Origin of the sequence: Planktotalea sp. (genome assembly GCF_049680325.1) — a bacterium.
In the GTDB taxonomy this organism is placed as follows: domain Bacteria; phylum Pseudomonadota; class Alphaproteobacteria; order Rhodobacterales; family Rhodobacteraceae; genus Planktotalea.
Map to the genome: position 1 here is coordinate 1 of NZ_JBAUHO010000393.1, position 17,598 is coordinate 17,598.

The 17,598-nt window shown below is 54.3% G+C and carries 16 protein-coding genes and 1 pseudogene; 5 read left to right on the top strand and 12 right to left on the bottom strand.

Annotated elements, in window-relative coordinates:
* Positions 1–130, top strand: a pseudogene (locus tag WBC85_RS17375) (DNA recombination protein RmuC); the annotation flags it as partial.
* Between the two features lie 74 nt (positions 131–204).
* Complete coding sequence (locus WBC85_RS17380; protein ID WP_424440353.1) at positions 205–519, top strand: DUF3775 domain-containing protein; 315 nt, start codon at positions 205–207, stop codon at positions 517–519.
* A gap of 7 nt (positions 520–526) precedes the next feature.
* Here the strand turns inward: WBC85_RS17380 and WBC85_RS17385 are convergent, their stop codons facing one another.
* Genes WBC85_RS17385 through WBC85_RS17395 form a run of 3 tightly spaced genes read right to left on the bottom strand, consistent with a single transcriptional unit; the run spans position 527 to position 3,398 of the window.
* Positions 527–1,666, bottom strand: coding sequence for a saccharopine dehydrogenase family protein (locus WBC85_RS17385; RefSeq protein ID WP_424440356.1), 1,140 nt, complete (start codon positions 1,664–1,666; stop codon positions 527–529).
* Positions 1,667–1,679: 13 nt separating this feature from the next.
* Positions 1,680–2,726 carry a saccharopine dehydrogenase gene (locus WBC85_RS17390; RefSeq protein WP_424440359.1) on the bottom strand — a complete coding sequence of 349 codons (1,047 nt, stop codon included), beginning with the start codon at positions 2,724–2,726 and terminating at the stop codon, positions 1,680–1,682.
* A 12-nt stretch (positions 2,727–2,738) separates the two neighbouring features.
* On the bottom strand, positions 2,739–3,398 hold the full coding sequence (locus tag WBC85_RS17395; protein ID WP_424440362.1) for a histidine phosphatase family protein: 660 nt from the start codon (positions 3,396–3,398) through the stop codon (positions 2,739–2,741).
* A 93-nt stretch (positions 3,399–3,491) separates the two neighbouring features.
* Here WBC85_RS17395 and WBC85_RS17400 point away from each other — a divergent pair, with 93 nt between their 5' ends.
* The gene (locus WBC85_RS17400) at positions 3,492–4,688 is read left to right on the top strand and encodes a hydantoinase/carbamoylase family amidase (protein ID WP_424440365.1); all 1,197 of its coding nucleotides are present in this window, start codon (positions 3,492–3,494) and stop codon (positions 4,686–4,688) included.
* A 37-nt stretch (positions 4,689–4,725) separates the two neighbouring features.
* Here WBC85_RS17400 and gyrB read toward each other — a convergent pair whose 3' ends face one another.
* The 7 genes from gyrB to mutM all read right to left on the bottom strand — a co-directional run bounded on the left by gyrB (position 4,726) and on the right by mutM (position 13,577).
* Positions 4,726–7,143: a DNA topoisomerase (ATP-hydrolyzing) subunit B gene (gyrB, locus tag WBC85_RS17405; RefSeq protein ID WP_424440368.1), complete on the bottom strand. Its 2,418-nt coding sequence runs from the start codon at positions 7,141–7,143 to the stop codon at positions 4,726–4,728.
* Between the two features lie 90 nt (positions 7,144–7,233).
* On the bottom strand, positions 7,234–8,346 hold the full coding sequence (gene recF, locus WBC85_RS17410; RefSeq protein ID WP_424440371.1) for a DNA replication/repair protein RecF: 1,113 nt from the start codon (positions 8,344–8,346) through the stop codon (positions 7,234–7,236).
* 9 nt (positions 8,347–8,355) lie between these two features.
* Positions 8,356–9,474, bottom strand: a complete 1,119-nt coding sequence (dnaN, locus tag WBC85_RS17415) for a DNA polymerase III subunit beta (RefSeq protein WP_424440374.1) — start codon at positions 9,472–9,474, stop codon at positions 8,356–8,358.
* A gap of 112 nt (positions 9,475–9,586) precedes the next feature.
* On the bottom strand, positions 9,587–10,954 hold the full coding sequence (dnaA, locus tag WBC85_RS17420) for a chromosomal replication initiator protein DnaA (RefSeq protein WP_424440377.1): 1,368 nt from the start codon (positions 10,952–10,954) through the stop codon (positions 9,587–9,589).
* Between the two features lie 568 nt (positions 10,955–11,522).
* Positions 11,523–11,786: a 30S ribosomal protein S20 gene (gene rpsT / locus WBC85_RS17425; protein WP_424440380.1), complete on the bottom strand. Its 264-nt coding sequence runs from the start codon at positions 11,784–11,786 to the stop codon at positions 11,523–11,525.
* A gap of 98 nt (positions 11,787–11,884) precedes the next feature.
* Positions 11,885–12,661, bottom strand: coding sequence for an enoyl-CoA hydratase (locus WBC85_RS17430; protein ID WP_424440383.1), 777 nt, complete (start codon positions 12,659–12,661; stop codon positions 11,885–11,887).
* Positions 12,662–12,725: 64 nt separating this feature from the next.
* Positions 12,726–13,577: a bifunctional DNA-formamidopyrimidine glycosylase/DNA-(apurinic or apyrimidinic site) lyase gene (gene mutM, locus WBC85_RS17435; RefSeq protein ID WP_424440386.1), complete on the bottom strand. Its 852-nt coding sequence runs from the start codon at positions 13,575–13,577 to the stop codon at positions 12,726–12,728.
* A gap of 98 nt (positions 13,578–13,675) precedes the next feature.
* On the opposite strand from mutM, the gene ubiE reads away from it, so the two are divergent.
* Complete coding sequence (ubiE, locus tag WBC85_RS17440) at positions 13,676–14,428, top strand: bifunctional demethylmenaquinone methyltransferase/2-methoxy-6-polyprenyl-1,4-benzoquinol methylase UbiE (RefSeq protein WP_424440389.1); 753 nt, start codon at positions 13,676–13,678, stop codon at positions 14,426–14,428.
* Positions 14,429–14,431: 3 nt separating this feature from the next.
* Positions 14,432–15,967 carry a 2-polyprenylphenol 6-hydroxylase gene (gene ubiB, locus WBC85_RS17445; RefSeq protein WP_424440392.1) on the top strand — a complete coding sequence of 512 codons (1,536 nt, stop codon included), beginning with the start codon at positions 14,432–14,434 and terminating at the stop codon, positions 15,965–15,967.
* On the opposite strand, the gene WBC85_RS17450 is transcribed toward ubiB, so the two are convergent.
* Both WBC85_RS17450 and WBC85_RS17455 read right to left on the bottom strand, forming a co-directional pair.
* Entirely contained in the window at positions 15,964–16,644 is a 681-nt protein-coding gene (locus WBC85_RS17450; RefSeq protein ID WP_424440395.1) for a flagellar hook capping FlgD N-terminal domain-containing protein, read from the bottom strand. The genes ubiB and WBC85_RS17450 overlap by 4 nt on opposite strands.
* Positions 16,645–16,648: 4 nt before the next feature.
* Positions 16,649–17,598 (bottom strand): flagellar hook-length control protein FliK (locus WBC85_RS17455; protein WP_424440398.1); only part of this gene is annotated, 950 nt, incomplete at its 5' end.

A 17,598-nucleotide genomic window follows, 5' to 3' on the forward strand; every position in this document is an offset into this window, starting at 1 on the left:
CATTGCCGAGATCAAAATCAGCTCTGACAAAGCTGGGCGACGTGCGCGGCGTCTGGACAACTTTGACTTCGAGGAACTTGCCCCGGAGCCTGATACAACGGTCGTCCCTATCGTCGCGCCTAAGCCCTAAGCGTTTGCGTGAGATCAAGGTAACGCCCGCTGCGGCGTGACAAGCTGATGCTATCTGGACAGATGGAGGAAGCCATGGAAATCAGTGCAACAAAGGTCGCTCAAGTCATTGTTCTTGCAAGAGAGTTGGATCGAGCTGAAGGCGAATTCAGAGCATTTGTGGACCGACTCGGGGTTGATGAACAGGCCGAATTGGTTGCGTTGATGTGGATTGGGCGCGGTAGCTATGATGCCGAAGAACTAGATGAGGCCATAGCGATGGCAACCGCCGAGGCGAGCACGCCAACCGCGGACTATCTAATCGGGACGCCACATCTTTCGGATCATTTGGAAACGGCGCTCGACGCACTGAATATTTCAGCGGTCGAGCTTGAGAACGATCTAATGTGATGGCCAATCAGGTGTGATCGACGATCGTCATGTGCTGCGCCAGTTTGCCGACTTCGGCCAACCATACTGGTAGCAACTTGGGATCATCTGTTGCAGCGCTGACGCCTGCTTTGATCTTGCCATCCAGCACGGCTTCGATGCCAATGGATAATGGAATTGAAACAAGCCGTGCCATCGCAGTGCCGTTCGCGTCCCCCCAAGCATCCATGACATAAGTTTGGTGCCATATAGCTTTGCCGTCCTTTTCGGCTTTCAGCGCAACACACAGGACAACACGATCGGGTTCGCCTTCATCATAGGCGTTGTCGGCCCAGAACTGATCGGACATTTCTTTCAGTCGCGCATCGCCACCTGGACCTTCAAGTGTTTCGATCTCCGCAAAAACACCCGACCAGGCTTCGGCCCAACCATTCAGTCGCATTGTGCCGCGCACGAATTCTTTGACGTTCCATGACGGATCGAAATGGTACTGCCCCAAAAAAGGCAGGGAGTCGCGGTTCGGGTAAACCTCAAAACTTTCGGGTAGGGGCAGGGGAGCCATGTAGTGGCTAATCGCATCCCAAGGGCGCGATACATCCAGTTCTTTGAAATCACGTATGGACTTGGACGGGGAGCGTAGCGCTTTTAGCACGCCCAATGGGGACCAGCTAAATTTATAGCGGAATGGATTGGGGTGTTTTGGAATGCCGCCGCAATAGGAAATAAAGGACAATTCGGCCGAAGGATCGAATGCCTCGCTTGCGCGATAACTCTCAACAAGGTGATGCGCCATAAGATGGTCGATCCCCGGATCGAGACCGATTTCATTCAATAGAACAACGCCTGCGCCACGTGCTTTTGCGTCAAGCGCGCGCATTTCCGGCGCGATGTAGGAGGAGCTTGCGAAATGCGCGCCCTTTTCGATAGCCATTTCGGCTAGCGGCACATGCCATTCGCCGGGAAGCATGGAAACGACGATATCGCCCGCCTGCAATTCGGCGCACAAGGCGTCGATGTCGAATAACTGAATGCGCTGTGTTAGATCACCGACGGCGTCTTGGGCCTTTTCAATGGTCCGGTTCCAAACCGTGACTTCATGGCCCGCTTCGATCAAACGACGCAAACCGGGAATGGCCGATAGGCCGGTGCCGCACCAATGGATTGTCATGTTGCTCGTCCTTCTAAAGGTGATCTTGAAACGTGTTTTCGGCTCTTGCCCAAACGCCTGTTTGGAGACTGCCTAGGGTCAGCAGGGAAGGCAAGAGTTGGCCTGCGTAATCCTGCGAGCTTTCGACGGGTAGCATCGAAGGCAGGTTGTCGATTGCGGTTACATCCAGCGGCGGTGCGTCGTGTACACGAAGTGCCGGGACGTCCCAAGTGGTGGTGCGATCATAGACTTTGATAGGTGAAAAATCGCTGTCAGGATCACAGGCGATATCACCAATAACAGTTAGATTGCGATTTGCTGCCTTTGCAGTTTCAGGCACGAAGACTGGCGTTCCCGGGCGAGCAAGGATGCAGTTAAGAAAGAGAGCATGCTCAAGAACCTCAGGAAAAGGACCACCGCTTGCGGTTTCCGCCATGTCCCACTTTGTGACGCTTATGCCCAAGGCTTCGAGCAGATCGGCAGCGCCCGTTCCAACGCGGCCCAAAGCACCGATAATCAGAGCGTTCGGAAGCGCGGCGTTAACCGTCGCAATCTCGCTTTTCAGATCGTCGAGCAATGCAGCTGAGCTTTGAAAAACGCCGACAGGCCCCGCGATGCTGCTTCTTTGCTGTGCGATCCAGCACCGCACCGTGACAGCCGCGCCAGCATAGCCTGCCCAATAACCAAAGGCGGCGACGCGGCGTCCTGTTTCGTCCACGAGATACTCCAGATCATAAAGCGTTCCGCCGCCGGCCTTGAAGCGATCCAGCAGGATGCGACCGCTTGGCTGGCCTTTGAAGGCGTGCCCGAACATGATGTGGCGATGCGTCAGGGGGGTGCCATCCTCTGGCAGTTCTTTCAGGCCGAATATGATCGCATCGCTAGGGGCGGTAGGCCATGCGTTTTCCGCAGCGATGTCACAGCCTGCGTCCTTGTAACCTTGGAGGCCAATTGCGCGCACCGAGCTTTGCTCGACGGTAACGCGCACGCCAGCTTTAATCAGTGCTGCCGCACCCTCTGGTGTGAGACCAACGCGTTCTTCATTCTCGCGCTGCTCTGCGCGTACCCATAGATGTGTCATGCCAAGGTCCCCTTAAATATGCGTTTGCCCGTGGTGGCGCCCGGTCTGCTCCAGATGGGCAATGTTGTTGAACTGGGTCAAGGCAAGGCTTTGCCCGATGCGCACAACATTGTGGGTCGAGGTGTTCATGATCGACAGGCACATGCGCGCGTAGGCCTCGATATCAAGGCCAAGAACCTGACGTGTGACCATACCGATCAAACCACCAGACGTTACAACAAGCGCGCGATCCGAGCGCGCTGCGATATCTTCCAAGGACGCGCTGACGCGATCCTCGAATTCTGCAAAGCTTTCGGGCACGTTGCGTAAACGCCCGTCTTTCCAAGCGTTCAAAAGCCGGGGCATATGCTCGACGAACTCTTCGCGTGTTGTGGGTGTGGTTGTGCCCGTCATTGTTTCATAAGCGTCGGACAGATCGAAATAAGCCATCTCGTTCAGGCGTGCATCCTTCACGATTGGTGCAAAGCCTTGCGCTTGCATGCCATGCGCGGTTTCCACATGGCGGCGGAGCGTTCCGCAATAGACGCTGTCAAACGCTTGATGCGTTTCGCGCATGTGTTCGCCTAACCAGGCAGCTTGTTCGTGGCCAAGTGGGCTTAACTTGTCATAGCCGTGTTCGTCCTGACTGTCTGAATTGGCCTGTCCGTGCCGAACCAAAGTGATCTGTGCCATGCGTGTTCCTTTGAATTGGCAAAGATGTAACGGGCTGAGCGATGAGTTGAAAGGGCCGGAATTCTATGATCGTGTGGCGCAAAGGAGAGCACTATGCCTGTGAACCCCGATAGATTTCTAGCAAGCCTACATCATCTGCGCAGCATCGGTGCGGCGGGCGTTGAAAAAGGCGTAGTACGACCCGCATTCAGCGCGGCCGATATCGAAGCACGCAAATGGCTTGCGGGTGAATTGGAAACCTGCGGTTTGCAAGTGCATGTGGACCCCGTCGGTTCGGTCTTTGGGCTGGCTGAGGGCGAAAGCCTGCTCCTTGGCTCCCACACGGATAGCCAACCAGAGGGAGGTTGGCTTGACGGCGCATTGGGGGTTATGGCGGCTTTGGAGATTGCCCGCGCGCGCCATGAAGACGGGCTTGCGCCTGTTTCTGTCGTTTCGTTTCAGGACGAAGAGGGGCGTTTTGGCGTCACCACGGGCAGTGCCATTTGGTCGGGTGCGCTTGATCTGCATGTTGCGGATGATCTGACGGACCGCGATGGCATTCGTTTTGCGGACGCGCGTGCGTTGATGACGGGTAAGGCCGAAAGCTTTGTTGATCCAGAGCGATTTGTCGGCTACATAGAGATGCATATCGAACAAGGTCCGGTCATGGATGGCACGGGCGAAACGGTGGGCGTAGTCACGGATATCGTCGGTATTCGTGATATGAAGATCACCATGGTAGGCCAGCAAAACCACGCCGGGACAACACCCATGGCTTTGCGCCGCGATGCGTTTCAGGCGCTTTCGGCCTTCAACACGCTGCTGAATGATCGGCTGCGCAATGTGGTGACACCGCAAACGGTTTGGACGATTGGGCATGTAAGTTTGCATCCAAACGCCTCGTCCATCGTTCCGGGAAAAGTGACCTTTTCCATGCAATGGCGTGATGGCGATTCGGGGCGTTTGGAGAGGATGGAGCGGATCATCCGTGAAACCGCTGACGAGATTACGCAAACACACGGGATGGAATTACGCTTTGGCGCGATGTTGGGGCTTGAGCCTGTGGCGATGGACGGGGCCTTGCGCGCCGCGCTGGAAGACAGCGCCGAAGTGCAAGCGCCGAACAACTGGCGAGCGATGCCGTCGGGTGCGCTGCATGATGCAACCAACGTGGCCGCATTGATGCCAAGCGCGATGCTATTTGTGCCCTCAATCAACGGAATCAGCCATGCCTTTGAAGAAGACACAGCTGAGGAAGACTTGGTTGCTGGTTTGAAGGTTCTGGCCGGGGCAGTGGCCCGTCTTGTTTAATAAGTAGGTGCGCGAAGTTATCGCGCACCTTTTTCACTTAGAAATCGAGGTTCTCGACGTTCAATGCGTTCTGCTGAATGAATTCGCGGCGCGGTTCAACCACGTCGCCCATCAGCTTGGTGAAGAGATCATCAGCCTCGGCTACATCGTCAATCTTGACCTGCAAAAGCGTGCGTGCATCAGGGTCTAGCGTGGTTTCCCAAAGCTGATCCGGGTTCATTTCGCCCAGACCTTTGTAACGCTGGAGTGACAGGCCTTTTTCGCCCTCTTGCAAGATTGCTGAAAGTAGATCGAGCGGGCCATAAATTGCCTGATTACGTTCTTTGCGCACAAGCGTTGCAGGCATGTTGTAAACGTCCTGAAGGCTTTTGGTAAAGCTGCCCGTTTTACGAGCCTCGCCAGAACGCATCATTGGACCGTCAAGCGTGCGAACCTCTTCAACGCCGCGCAAGATACGTGCAAGGCGAATACCGTGGTCTTGCGTAATGCGGCCTTGCCATCCGCGCTCGTATTCCAGCGCGATAAGGTTCAGACGTTCCGCGACGCGATCTGCGGTCCCTTGCAAATCCTGATCGACGACGCCCGGAACAAAGGCACCCGCAATTGCGGCCTGTTCCAGAATGTGACGTGGATAATGCGTCGGGAAGGCATCAAGAACGCGCTTGAGTTGACGGGCTTCTTCCACAATGCGGCGTAGATCTTGGCCAAGAATTTCTTCACCATTGCCCTGACGCAGTATCGCACCATCGATGCCTTGCTCGATCAGGTAGTTATCCATCTCGGCTTGGTCCTTAAGGTAAACCTCGGACTTGCCGCGCGCCACTTTGTAGAGTGGCGGTTGCGCAATATAGAGGAAACCACCCTCGATCAGGGCAGGCATCTGACGATAGAAGAACGTTAATAACAGCGTGCGAATGTGCGCGCCGTCGACGTCCGCATCCGTCATGATGACGATTTTATGATAGCGTAGTTTGTCGATGTTGAACTCATCGCGGCCAATGCCCGTGCCAAGGGCCATGACAAGGTTGCCGATTTCTTGCGAGTTCAGCATTTTGTCAAAACGTGCGCGCTCAACGTTCAGGATTTTCCCTTTGAGCGGCAAGATCGCTTGAGTTTGCCGATCACGACCGGTCTGAGCAGAGCCACCAGCGGAATCACCCTCGACGAGGAAGACTTCGGTTTTGGAGGGGTCTTTTTCAGAGCAATCTTTCAGCTTTCCGGCAAGGAAATTCACATCCATTGCCGTCTTGCGACGCGTCAGGTCACGGGCTTTGCGCGCTGCTTCGCGTGCATGGGCGGCTTCGATGATCTTGCCTACGATGATTTTCGCCTGCGCTGGGTTCTCTTCAAACCATTCAGCGAGTTTTTCATTCACAAGGCCTTCTACAGCTGGCCGAACTTCGGAGCTAACCAGTTTGTCCTTGGTTTGCGAGCTGAACTTCGGGTCTGGCACTTTGACCGATAGCACGCAGGTCAAACCCTCACGTGCGTCGTCGCCCGTAAAACTTACTTTCTCACGTTTCGCGATGCCGCTGGTCTGGGCATAGTTGTTGATCGTTCGCGTTAGCGCGCCGCGAAAACCTGCCAAGTGCGCACCACCATCCCGCTGGGGAATGTTGTTGGTGAAGGGCAGGACATTTTCGTGATAGCTATCGTTCCACCAAAGCGCGACTTCGACGCCGATGTCATCCTTTTCGCCGATCATATAGACAGGCTCTTCCATGATCGAGGACTTGGAGCGATCGAGATATTTCACGAACTCCTTAACGCCGCCTTCATAGAATAGCTCGGTACGAAGGGGTTCAGCGGGGCGCTCGTCTTCCAGGATGATCCGAACCCCAGAATTCAGAAAGGCGAGTTCGCGCAGGCGCTTTTCCAAGGTCTCAAACACATATTCGAGGTTGGAAAACGTATCGGTCGATGCAAGAAAGCGTACTTCTGTACCCGTGCGATCGCCAGCTTCGCCAACGACTTTAAGGTGCTCAACAGTGTCGCCATGCTCAAAACGGGCGACATGTTCTTTGCCATCACGCCAGATGCGCAACTCCAACCAGTTGGACAGGGCGTTCACAACGGAAACACCAACGCCGTGCAGGCCGCCAGAGACTTTATAGGAGTTGCTGTCGAACTTACCGCCAGCGTGAAGCTGGGTCATAATGACCTCGGCTGCGGACACGCCTTCTTCCTCGTGAATGCCCACAGGAATACCGCGCCCGTTGTCGCTAACTGAGACCGATGAATCTGCGTGAATCTTAACGTTCACGGCATCAGCATGACCAGCTAACGCTTCGTCAATTCCGTTGTCCACGACCTCATAGACCATGTGATGCAAACCAGAGCCATCATCAGTATCACCGATGTACATACCTGGACGTTTGCGAACAGCTTCTAAGCCTTTGAGAACTTTGATGGAATCGGCGCCATATTCGGCGTTTTTCTGCTCCGTTTCGGACATCCGAAACTCCCCTATCTATTTGTAGATCTTATACGAATATTTGGGGGTAATGTCACGCCTTTCGCCCATATTTTGTGCTTTGGGCGAATGCTAAACGGAAGTGATGATTTCGCTTTGGCTGGCACCATTATTTTCAGTGACTTCAATGTGCACGCAAGGGCCAGCGAGGCTGTCAAAAAGCTCTGCACCTGTGCCTGTCATCCAGGCCTGAGCACCTAGCGCGCCAATCTCTGCATAAAGCGCTGCACGGCGCGTGCTGTCGAGGTGTGCTGCGACTTCATCGAGCAGCAGAATGGGCGGCGCACCTATCTGCGCGGCAAGTGCGCGCGCATTGGCAAGGATGAGCGAAATGAGGAGGGCCTTTTGTTCACCTGTCGAGCAATCTTTTGCAGGAATGCCTTTTGCGGTGAAGACACCATAAAGGTCGGCGCGATGCGGGCCAACCAAAGTGCGCCCTGCGGCGAGATCACGAAAACGGCTGGCTTCAAACGCGTCCTTCAGATCAGCACTGCTTGAAGGCATCGCATCTTCGGCATGGATCAGTTCAAGATCGGCAGTCGGGAAGGCGGTTTCGGCCTGCGCTTGGGCTGCGCTTAAAAACGCGAGCGTTTGCACACGGTTTTCATGAATTATTGCGCCAGTCTCAGCCAAGCGGGTTTCAAGGACGCCGTACCACATTGGATCGCGCACGTTCTCTTTCAGCAGTTTGTTGCGCTCGCGCATGGTCTTTTCATAACCGAGCGAGGCTTCTGCATGGTTCGGAAAAAAACTAAGGGCCATACGATCAAGAAACCGCCTGCGCCCTTCAGCCCCTTCGATCCACAAGCGGTCCATCGCAGGGATCAGCCAAAGCACACGAGATAGCTCTGCGAGACGGTTCTGCGCGACAGGTTTGGAGTTCAGCTTGGTGCTTCGCGCTGATCCGTTTTCGGACCACATTTCGATTTCATGGGTCTGGTCTTGCGCATTCAAAAGACCTGAAACCTTCCATCCCAGCGCTTCGGGGCGGCGTGTCATATCCTCGGCGCTCGCGCGGCGCAGACCGCGTCCCGGGGAAAAAAGAGAAACGGCCTCAAGAATATTGGTTTTGCCCGCACCGTTCGGTCCGTAGATCGCAACAGGCAAAGGCCCGCAAGAAATGCGGGCCAGCTTATGCGAGCGGAAATGTGAAAGCGTCAGCTCGGTGAGCGCGAGCGAGGTCATAAAGCGGTGTTAAACGCGCATTGGCATGACAACGTAGACAGCGCTGGTGTCATTGCCTTCACGCATCAAGGTCGGATCACCGGAAGAGTTGAAGAGGAACACAGCGTTCTCACGATCAACCTGGCTAGCGATTTCCAGCAGATACTTGGCGTTGAAGCCAATCTCCAGACGCTCGTCGCCATAGGCCACGGCAAGCTCTTCTTCAGCCGCACCGCTATCAGGCGCATTGACAGAGAGAACCAAACGATCCTCATCCAAGGATAGCTTTACAGCGCGCGAACGTTCGGAAGAAACGGTTGCAACACGATCCACAGCTTTAGCGAAATCCGCTGCATCCACTTCCATCTTACGCGTGTTGCCTTGTGGGATAACGCGCGTGTAGTCGGGGAAGGTGCCGTCAATGACTTTGGAAGTCAGTGTGATTTCTGGGGTAGCAAAGCGCACTTTCGTCTCGGAAACGGAGACTGCGATCTGCATATCGTCCTCATCCAGCAGCTTGCGCAGCTCGCCAACCGTTTTGCGTGGTACGATGACCCCCGGCATTTCAGAGGCATTCTCGGGCAGGTCTGCATCAATGCGCGCAAGGCGGTGGCCGTCAGTCGCAACGCAGCGCAGCACTTTGCCGCCTTCTGACTCTGACACATGCATGTAAACGCCGTTCAAATAGTATCGGGTTTCTTCCGTGGAGATCGCGAATTTGGACTTGTCGAACAAGCGGCGCAGGACGCTCGCGAGGACAGAGAAATTCGCGGTGTATTCGGATGTCGCCATGACGGGGAAATCTTCTTTTGGCAGAGTTGCCAAAGAGAAATTCGAGCGACCGGCTTCGATCGTCAGGCGACCAGAGGTGCCGTCATCCGCAAGGGTAACCTGCGCGCCATCTGGCAGCTTGCGAACAATTTCGTTCAAAGTGGTTGCTGAAACCGTCGTTGCGCCCGAGCGTTCGACAATCGCTTCGACTTTGTCCACGACTTCGATATCAAGATCGGTCGCGCGGAAGCGAACTTCGCTGCCTTCGGCCTCGATCAGCACGTTTGCAAGGATAGGAATGGTATTGCGACGCTCAACCACGGACTGGGCGTGCGAGACCGCTTTTAGCAGCGTTGCGCGTTCGATGCTGATTTTCATGTGTCTCGCTCCTGAAAGACGTGCTGGAACGCTAAACTACCTGAAACAGAGCGCCCCTCAAGTCCTTTTAACGCATTGTGTGCTTGGAATAGGGGTTTGTGACGCCTCTGCCCTATTCTTCAAGCGCACGGCGGAGCATTTCAATGTCTTCCGCGATTTGACCATCCTGAATTTTCAGCTCTTCGATGCGTTTAACACCGTGCATGACCGTTGTGTGATCTCTTCCACCAAAACGGCGGCCAATCTCTGGTAGTGAGCGGCTTGTCAGTTGCTTGCAAAGATACATTGCCACCTGACGAGGACGAGCAAAGTTGCGCACGCGCTTGGGGCCAATCAATTCGGACAGACGTATGTTGTAATGCTCTGATACACGGCGCTGGATTTCTTCAACGGTGATCTTACGCTCGGAGGCGCGCAGCACGTCAGAGAGGCAATCAACAGTTAGGTCCATCGTGATGTCGCGGCCAACGAGCGATGCGAAAGCAAAGAGACGGGTCAACGCGCCCTCAAGCACACGCACGTTTGTGCTGATGCGATGGGCGAGGAATTCGAGAATGCCGTCGTCGATATGCAGGCCAGGATATTGCGCGCGTTGCACTTCGACCTTGGACTGCAAAATGCCAAGTCGAAGCTCGTAATCTGTCGGGTGAAGATCAACCACAAGACCACATTGCAAACGGGACTTGATCCGGTCTTCCAGGTCTTTGATTTCACCTGGCGCGCGATCAGCAGAAATGATGATCTGTTTGTTCTGGTCCACAAGCGCGTTGAAGGTGTGGAAGAACTCTTCCTGTGTGCTGTCTTTGCCGCCGATGAACTGGACGTCATCGACCATCAGCACGTCGACTGCGCGGAACAGGCCTTTGAAATCCATCATCTTGCGCTCGCGCAGGGCTTGTACGAAGCGGTACATGAATTGTTCAGCGGAGAGATATAGCACCTTGAGATCAGGGCGTGTCGCCTGAAGTTCATGCGCGATGGCGTGCATCAGGTGGGTCTTACCAAGCCCGACACCGCCATAAAGGAAGAGCGGATTGAACGTGACGGGGCCACCTTCGGCGACGCGGCGTGCGGCTGCGTGGGCGAGCTCGTTTGGCTTGCCGACAACAAAGCTGTCGAATGTGAAACGTTTGTCCAGCGGAGCACCAGTGAATGCGCCGGCCTGCGTTTGCGTGGACACTTTGGGCGGTGTCGGTGCCATAGCTGGCTTCGCGGCTTGGGACGTTTCGCCAGCGTTCGTTTTCACAACTGTGAAATGAACACGCTGGATCGGGTGGCCGGCCTGCTGTGCCTGATAAACGATCATATCCCCGAAGTTCTGGGATACGTAGTTGCCTAGAAAATTGGTAGGTACGCTAAAGCTAGCGACGCCATTCTGCGCACCTAAGAAGGACAAGGGGCCAATCCAGTTTGTGTAGTTATTCTTACCCACGGATGCGCGTAGGATTTCTTGCAGCTGTCCCCAGTCGTCGACCGTCATATTTACTCTTTCTTAACCAACTTATCCCACCGCAATTACATGGCGGGAGAGCAGATCTCCCATGTGCCTCACCGCCCTGTCGTTCTGCATGCCACCAGCTCTGAGCGTCAGAGGAGGTCTTGCATCCAGTTCAACAGAAAAGAGTTGATAGTACATTACCCAGGTCCCAGCTGGGGTATGTGCTTCGGCTCAAACTCTTCCTCGAAATTGAATAGAAAGGCTGCGCGCAGACAGATTTCGTGCACCGAATTCAGGCGTTACGAGCAGCAACAATTTTCAAACTATCCCAAGGCGATGTGAATCGCTCGACATAGCTAGCAATTCGTTCCGCAGGGCGGCAACTTATCAATGCACTTGACACAAGGATTGGTGAAAAAGAATCTCTTTGCTCTGGAGCGGCGCAACAGTTGGCGAAGAAATCGAGCCGGACGAATGTGTCAACTTGACTGAACTGGATTGAACCAGACTCGCGTAGAATCACTTTCGAAACACCAAAACAGACGAAAGCGCCAACCCGTGACAGGCGGCGCTTAACATCAATTCGTTTTGAATAGCCGGTTGGCTAGACTTAACCGATTGCTTTCACACGAGCAGACAGGCGAGACATTTTGCGCGCTACTGTGTTCTTGTGGAAAACACCTTTGGTCACGCCGCGCATCATTTCAGGCTGCGCGTCACGAAGAGCAGCAGACGCCGCATCTTTGTCACCAGAGGTAATCGCCTCTTCCACTTTTTTGAGGAAGGTGCGGATGCGCGAACGGCGCGCTTTATTTATTGCAAAGCGTGCTTCGTTTTGACGGGCGCGCTTTTTTGCTTGAGGCGAGTTGGCCATTATTCATCGTCCCACTGTTTGGGCTGCGTTCAATCTTGAAGTCGCGTCTTTAGGGCCGACTCACGTCCCTGTCAACAGGCCTCAAGGGCTAGGTCGGGTTATTTGTCTCGGAATTGTGCTTGGCGTTTTTCGAGGAAGGCTGCCATGCCCTCTTTTTGATCCTCTGTCGCAAAGAGCGAGTGGAACAGGCGGCGTTCAAACAAAATACCTTCGCTCAAGGTCGTTTCATAGCTGCGGTTCACGGCTTCTTTGACGGCCATCGAAGTCAGAACAGACTTTTCAGCGATTTTCTGGGCCGCGTTCATCGCCTCTTCCTTCAGCTTTTTGGCAGGAACGACGCGGCTGACCAGCCCTGAACGTTCAGCTTCTTCAGCATCCATAAACCGACCTGTCAGGTGCATATCCATTGATTTGGACTTGCCGACGAATCGTGTCAGACGCTGGGTGCCACCAATTCCCGCGACAACACCGAGGTTGATTTCGGGCTGGCCGAACTTGGCGGTATCCGCAGCAATAATGAAATCGCACATCATCGCCAATTCGCACCCGCCACCAAGTGCATAGCCGGCAACTGCGGCAATGATTGGCTTTCGCGTTGCGCGAACGGCGTCGCCTTCATCTGCAAAGAAGTTCGACAAGAACATCTCGACAAAAGTTTTCTCGGACATTTCTTTGATGTCTGCACCAGCGGCAAAGGCTTTGTCCGAACCGGTCAGAACGATGCAGCGCACCTTGTCGTTTTCATCAGCTTCTTTGAGAGCGACACTGAGCTCTCCTAAAACCTGTGAATTGAGCGCATTCATCGCTTCTGGACGATTTATGCGGATAAGGGCGACGTGATCTTCGATGTCGACGATCAGCGTTTCATAGGCCATGTGCGATGCTCTTTGTTGTTACGCTCAGACCTGATTGCTTACCATGTGCGTGCCCTGTTTCAAGCTATCTTTGACAGTTTGGACAATAGAAACTTGAACGTCCCGATTGGACAACACGTTTAATCAAACTGCCACAACCAGCGGTGCGGCAGCGCTCGCTTTCACGTCCATAGACGTCGAAACTGTGTTGGAAATAACCAAGATCACCATCGGCTTGCCGAAAATCTTTTAGCGATGAGCCGCCTGCGTCGATCGCTTCGCTCAGGACCTGTCGAATGATCGGTACCAAAGTCGCGACGCGTTGCTTTGAAATCTGACCAGCTTTGCGCAAAGGGGTGATGCGCGCACGGTAAAGCGTTTCACAGACATAGATATTTCCCAGACCGGCGACGATTCTCTGATCCAAGAGCGCAGATTTGATTGGGCTGGCTTTGCCCTGCAATGCATCGATCAAATAAGCCTCGTTAAAACCGTTCCCGAGCGGTTCGGGTCCAATGGTCGATAGGAGTTTATGTGCATCAGCGGTGCTTGTGTCGAGCAAGTCCATCGCACCAAAGCGGCGCGGATCGTTGAATGTAATTCGTGCGCCGTTGTCCATATGAAAAACCACATGGTCGTGTTTCTCAGGTGCTGGGTGATTATGTGTAAACGTGCCGAGCTTGGCCCCTGAGATCAGCATACGACCCGACATACCAAGGTGAATCAAAAGCGATTCGCCAGTATCGAGATCGGCAAGAATGTACTTCGAACGCCGACGCAGTTGCTCAATCCGCGCGCCAGTTAACCGTCTGCTCATATTTTCGGGGAAAGGCCATCGCAGGTTAGGCCTGTTTACATCCGCTTGAACGATGCGCGCGCCTTCCATCACAGGCGCAAGCCCACGTCGAACGGTTTCAACCTCTGGCAATTCGGGCATGTTCAGTCCCTTTTTGGGTTCTGCGGTCCAATTGGGCGCATTGTAACAGGTGCGCGGCTGCTTATAAGAAGGGTCAAACACAAGGACGGCAAGGCCCCATGAGCGATCAAATCACTGACACCACCCATTTCGGCTTTCAGACGGTTCCAGAATCCGAGAAAGCAGGCCGCGTGCAGGGCGTCTTTAATTCGGTCGCGTCCAAGTATGATATCATGAACGATGTCATGTCGATGGGCATTCACCGTGTTTGGAAGGACGCGATGATGGACTGGCTTGCGCCGCGCGCGGGCCAACGTCTTTTGGATGTTGCGGGCGGTACTGGCGATATTTCCTTTCGTTTCCTGAAACGTGCGGGCCAGGGCCATGCAACGGTTCTTGATCTGACAGAGCCTATGCTGATTGAGGGTCGCAAACGCGCAGAAGCGGGGGCAATGGTCGATTCCCTTGATTGGGTCGTTGGCGATGCTATGGCGTTGCCGTTCGAAGATAACACGTTTGATGTCTATACAATCAGCTTTGGCATTCGAAACGTCACGCGCCCACAAGAAGCCTTGAACGAAGCGTTCCGTGTGCTCCGCCCCGGTGGTCGCTTGATGGTTCTGGAGTTCTCGCAGATCCCAAATCCTGCGATGCAATGGGCGTATGATCGTTATTCCTTCAATGTTATCCCGCCGATGGGCAAGCTGATCGCGAATGACGCGGACAGCTATCAGTATCTGGTCGAATCGATCCGTAAGTTCCCCGATCAGGATACATTCCTTGATATGGTGCGCACCGCCGGGTTCGAGAATGCGAAATACCGCAACCTGACGATGGGCATTGCCGCCTTGCATTCCGGTTGGAAAATCTAGGCTATGCGAGGTCCGCATAATATCTGGCGACTGATCGTAACAGGCGCGACGCTCGAGCGAACAGGCGCGATGAGCATTGTTCTGGACGCCATGGATGCACCGCGACCTTTGCGTATTGCGGCGCGTACCTTGGGTTGGCCGTTTAAATGGCTCGGTTACAAGGGTGATGTGACAATGCCGCCAGCGCCACGCGCGCTGACGGCCCTTGGGCCCGCATATATCAAGTTCGGGCAGGTGCTTTCGACGCGCCCGGATGTGGTCGGCGAAGAAATGGCCGCGCAAATGCGGGTGCTTCAAGACAAGCTGCCACCGTTTCCAATTGATGTGGCGAAGTCGTCGGTGGCGATAGAACTTGGGCGTCCCGCAGACGAAATCTTCTCTGAATTCAGCGAACCCGTTGCTGCGGCGTCCATTGCGCAAGTTCACCAAGCAACGATCAGAGACACGAATGAAATCGTTGCTGTGAAGGTGTTGCGACCGGGAATTGAAAAAGCCTTTCGCAAAGACATTGACGCTTTCTATTTCGGTGCACAAATGGTCGAGCTGCTGTCGCCCAGCTCGCGGCGCTTGCGGCCTTTGGATGTGATCGAACATTTCGAAGGCGTTGTGCTGGGCGAGCTTGATTTGCGGCTGGAAAGTTCAGCCGCTTCTGAATTTCTGGCGAATACCAAGGGCGATGCAGGCTTTGATTTGCCCGAAATCAAGTGGGATCTGTCTGCTAAACGCGTGATGACGCTTGGCTGGGTCGATGGCGTGCCGATCGGGGACAACGACGCGATTGACGCGGCGGGTCATAATCGCGTTGCTCTTGCAGCGCGGGTTCTGGAGCTGTTTTTACAGCATGCGTTGCGGGATGGCTATTTCCACGCTGATATGCACCAAGGCAACATGAAGGTCGCGGCAAATGGCGATATCGTTGCCTATGATTTTGGCATCATGGGGCACATTGATGAGTACACGCGCCGCGTTTATGCCGAGATTCTGTTTGGCTTTATCCGGCGAGATTATAAGCGCGTGGCGGAAGTGCATTTTGAAGCAGGCTATGTTCCTGCGGATCGCGACGTGGAAGAGTTTGCGCGTGCTTTGCGCGCCGTTGGCGAGCCGATCTTCGGGATGGACGCAACGCGTATCTCAATGGGCCGTCTGCTGAACTATCTATTTGAGGTAACCGAACGCTTCGGGATGGAAACCCGTACCGAACTGATTTTGCTGCAACGCACAATGGTTGTTGTCGAAGGTGTGGCGCGATCGCTTGATCCACATATGAACATATGGCAGGTCGCCCAACCTGTCGTAGAAGACTATATCAAGGGCAGTATTGGTCCTCGCGCTATTGCGCGCGATCTTTCCAAAACGGCTATGGTACTAGCAAGGTTTGGCCCGCGTTTGCCCAGCCTGGTAGAAGCCGCGTTGATCCGGCAGTCACAAGAACCACCTAGCTATGCCCCTGGAAAAACGCGCAGCCGGAGTCTTTGGTTCCTTGCTGGCGCATTGGTGAGTGGATTGGCATTCGCAATAGCAGATACGATCTGGTTCTAAGGCGAATTGGGGCTGCGCAGCCCCGACACTTCGCTAGGGGTGACAATTATGTCGCCCTCCAAAAGCAAGAGCGTTTGACCATTTTCAATCAGGGCTTCGCGCACCCTGTTATAAGGTGACGCAGCATCAGTGGAGCGCAGCGATCCGTCTTTGAAGGTTTCTATGCTGAATTGGTAGATACCTGATTCGGCGGTTGTGCCGTCGGCCAAAAGCCCATCCCATGAATAGTCCGCACCGGTGACAGGAATATCCAGACGGGTTGCAATTTCACCGCTTTCATCGCGGATAACCAGCACGCGACGATCTGCATCTTGATATTCAGGCATGACAAGTTCGATTGGATCGCCGTCAAAGTGCGCGGCAACACCCGCCCGAACATCCATACCGACCCATTGCCCAAGTGCACCGATCCCACCGCCGGACATGCTCGCCGCGAGCGAGGTCAGAAGATCATTAGTGAGGACTTGTTGTTCCACCGAGGAAAAGGTTGCCAGCTGGACGGCATAGTCCGCAGAATCGACAGGGTTGAGCGGGTCCTGATTTTCCATTTGAACAGTTAACATTTTTAGGAACGTTTCGAAATCACTGCTTAGCGCAGAACTGCTCTGCTCCGCCGCGATACCAGTTTGGCCAGAATAAAGGGGCTGTAACTGGGTCGTCGAAGTTGGGGTAATCATGATGTCATATCCTGATATCTAGGCCGCCAGCGGCTATGAATTTGCGGGTTTCAACACTGGCCGGGGATTTATTCGCAGTCGTCAATGCTGCCGAATCTTCGAACTCTTGATTGTGGGGGTCGCCAAAGGCCTGCCCCTGTCCATCGAAGGCGAATTGTGCGTTCTCAAAGCCCATAGCACGAAATTGTTCCTGCAACTGTTCAAGCTGTCTGCGGATCAATTCTTGGGTCTCGCCGCGTTCGGCGCTAAGCGTAAAAAGCGCACCCTGCGCGGTGTTATCGAGCTTGATCGACAAGCGGCCAAGCTCTTCAGGGGCGAGTGCGACATCAATCTTACCGCCAGAATCCCTAAGCGTTAGGATCGCATCTGAAACTGCCTGAATATTTCCGGCGGGAAGAGTGCGGTGTGTCGCGCCTGTACTAAGATGCGGCGTTGTATGTGCGAGTGACTCACCCTTGATTGGCATCTGGTTCTGTAGCTCGGAAGGAGCATCCAGCATCAATGTCTCTTCGCGCGCGCCCGATGTTGGCTGGCCCGTTTGCAGCGAGGATACACTTCTGAAATCGCTCAACGCAGTATGCATCTCGCTTTTGACATCGAAGAGCTTTGTAGAATTCTTTGTCGTTTTATGTTCGCTATGCTCGCCGAAATACTTTGATCCTCGTTCAGAGATTTCCGGGCTTGCGCGCGTGCCCTGCGTTTCAGGCTTCATACTGGCCAAGCTTATCGCACCAAGATTCGCATGCGGCCCGGATTGTAGTGGGGCATTTGCAATAGGGCGCTCTTCGTTCGCGACCGCACGATTCATCTCAAGAATTTCGTCGGACGCAATGCGATTCGATGGTTCGATGCCTGTTGAAAGTAGTGGTTTGACACCTTCGGTTGAAATCGTGGTTTGGGGCAAAACGACGTTGATCGCCGTTGACTGCGAAAGATGATCGATCTGTGCAATCT

Excerpts from the sequence above, each read along its gene's own strand:
- WBC85_RS17380 (WP_424440353.1), top strand. The coding sequence starts at position 205 with ATGGAAATCAGTGCAACAAAGGTCGCTCAAGTCATTGTTCTTGCAAGA.
- WBC85_RS17385 (WP_424440356.1), bottom strand. The coding sequence starts at position 1,666 with ATGACAATCCATTGGTGCGGCACCGGCCTATCGGCCATTCCCGGTTTG.
- WBC85_RS17390 (WP_424440359.1), bottom strand. The coding sequence starts at position 2,726 with ATGACACATCTATGGGTACGCGCAGAGCAGCGCGAGAATGAAGAACGC.
- WBC85_RS17395 (WP_424440362.1), bottom strand. The coding sequence starts at position 3,398 with ATGGCACAGATCACTTTGGTTCGGCACGGACAGGCCAATTCAGACAGT.
- WBC85_RS17400 (WP_424440365.1), top strand. The coding sequence starts at position 3,492 with ATGCCTGTGAACCCCGATAGATTTCTAGCAAGCCTACATCATCTGCGC.
- gyrB (WP_424440368.1), bottom strand. The coding sequence starts at position 7,143 with ATGTCCGAAACGGAGCAGAAAAACGCCGAATATGGCGCCGATTCCATC.
- recF (WP_424440371.1), bottom strand. The coding sequence starts at position 8,346 with ATGACCTCGCTCGCGCTCACCGAGCTGACGCTTTCACATTTCCGCTCG.
- dnaN (WP_424440374.1), bottom strand. The coding sequence starts at position 9,474 with ATGAAAATCAGCATCGAACGCGCAACGCTGCTAAAAGCGGTCTCGCAC.
- dnaA (WP_424440377.1), bottom strand. The coding sequence starts at position 10,954 with ATGACGGTCGACGACTGGGGACAGCTGCAAGAAATCCTACGCGCATCC.
- rpsT (WP_424440380.1), bottom strand. The coding sequence starts at position 11,786 with ATGGCCAACTCGCCTCAAGCAAAAAAGCGCGCCCGTCAAAACGAAGCA.
- WBC85_RS17430 (WP_424440383.1), bottom strand. The coding sequence starts at position 12,661 with ATGGCCTATGAAACGCTGATCGTCGACATCGAAGATCACGTCGCCCTT.
- mutM (WP_424440386.1), bottom strand. The coding sequence starts at position 13,577 with ATGCCCGAATTGCCAGAGGTTGAAACCGTTCGACGTGGGCTTGCGCCT.
- ubiE (WP_424440389.1), top strand. The coding sequence starts at position 13,676 with ATGAGCGATCAAATCACTGACACCACCCATTTCGGCTTTCAGACGGTT.
- ubiB (WP_424440392.1), top strand. The coding sequence starts at position 14,432 with ATGCGAGGTCCGCATAATATCTGGCGACTGATCGTAACAGGCGCGACG.
- WBC85_RS17450 (WP_424440395.1), bottom strand. The coding sequence starts at position 16,644 with ATGATTACCCCAACTTCGACGACCCAGTTACAGCCCCTTTATTCTGGC.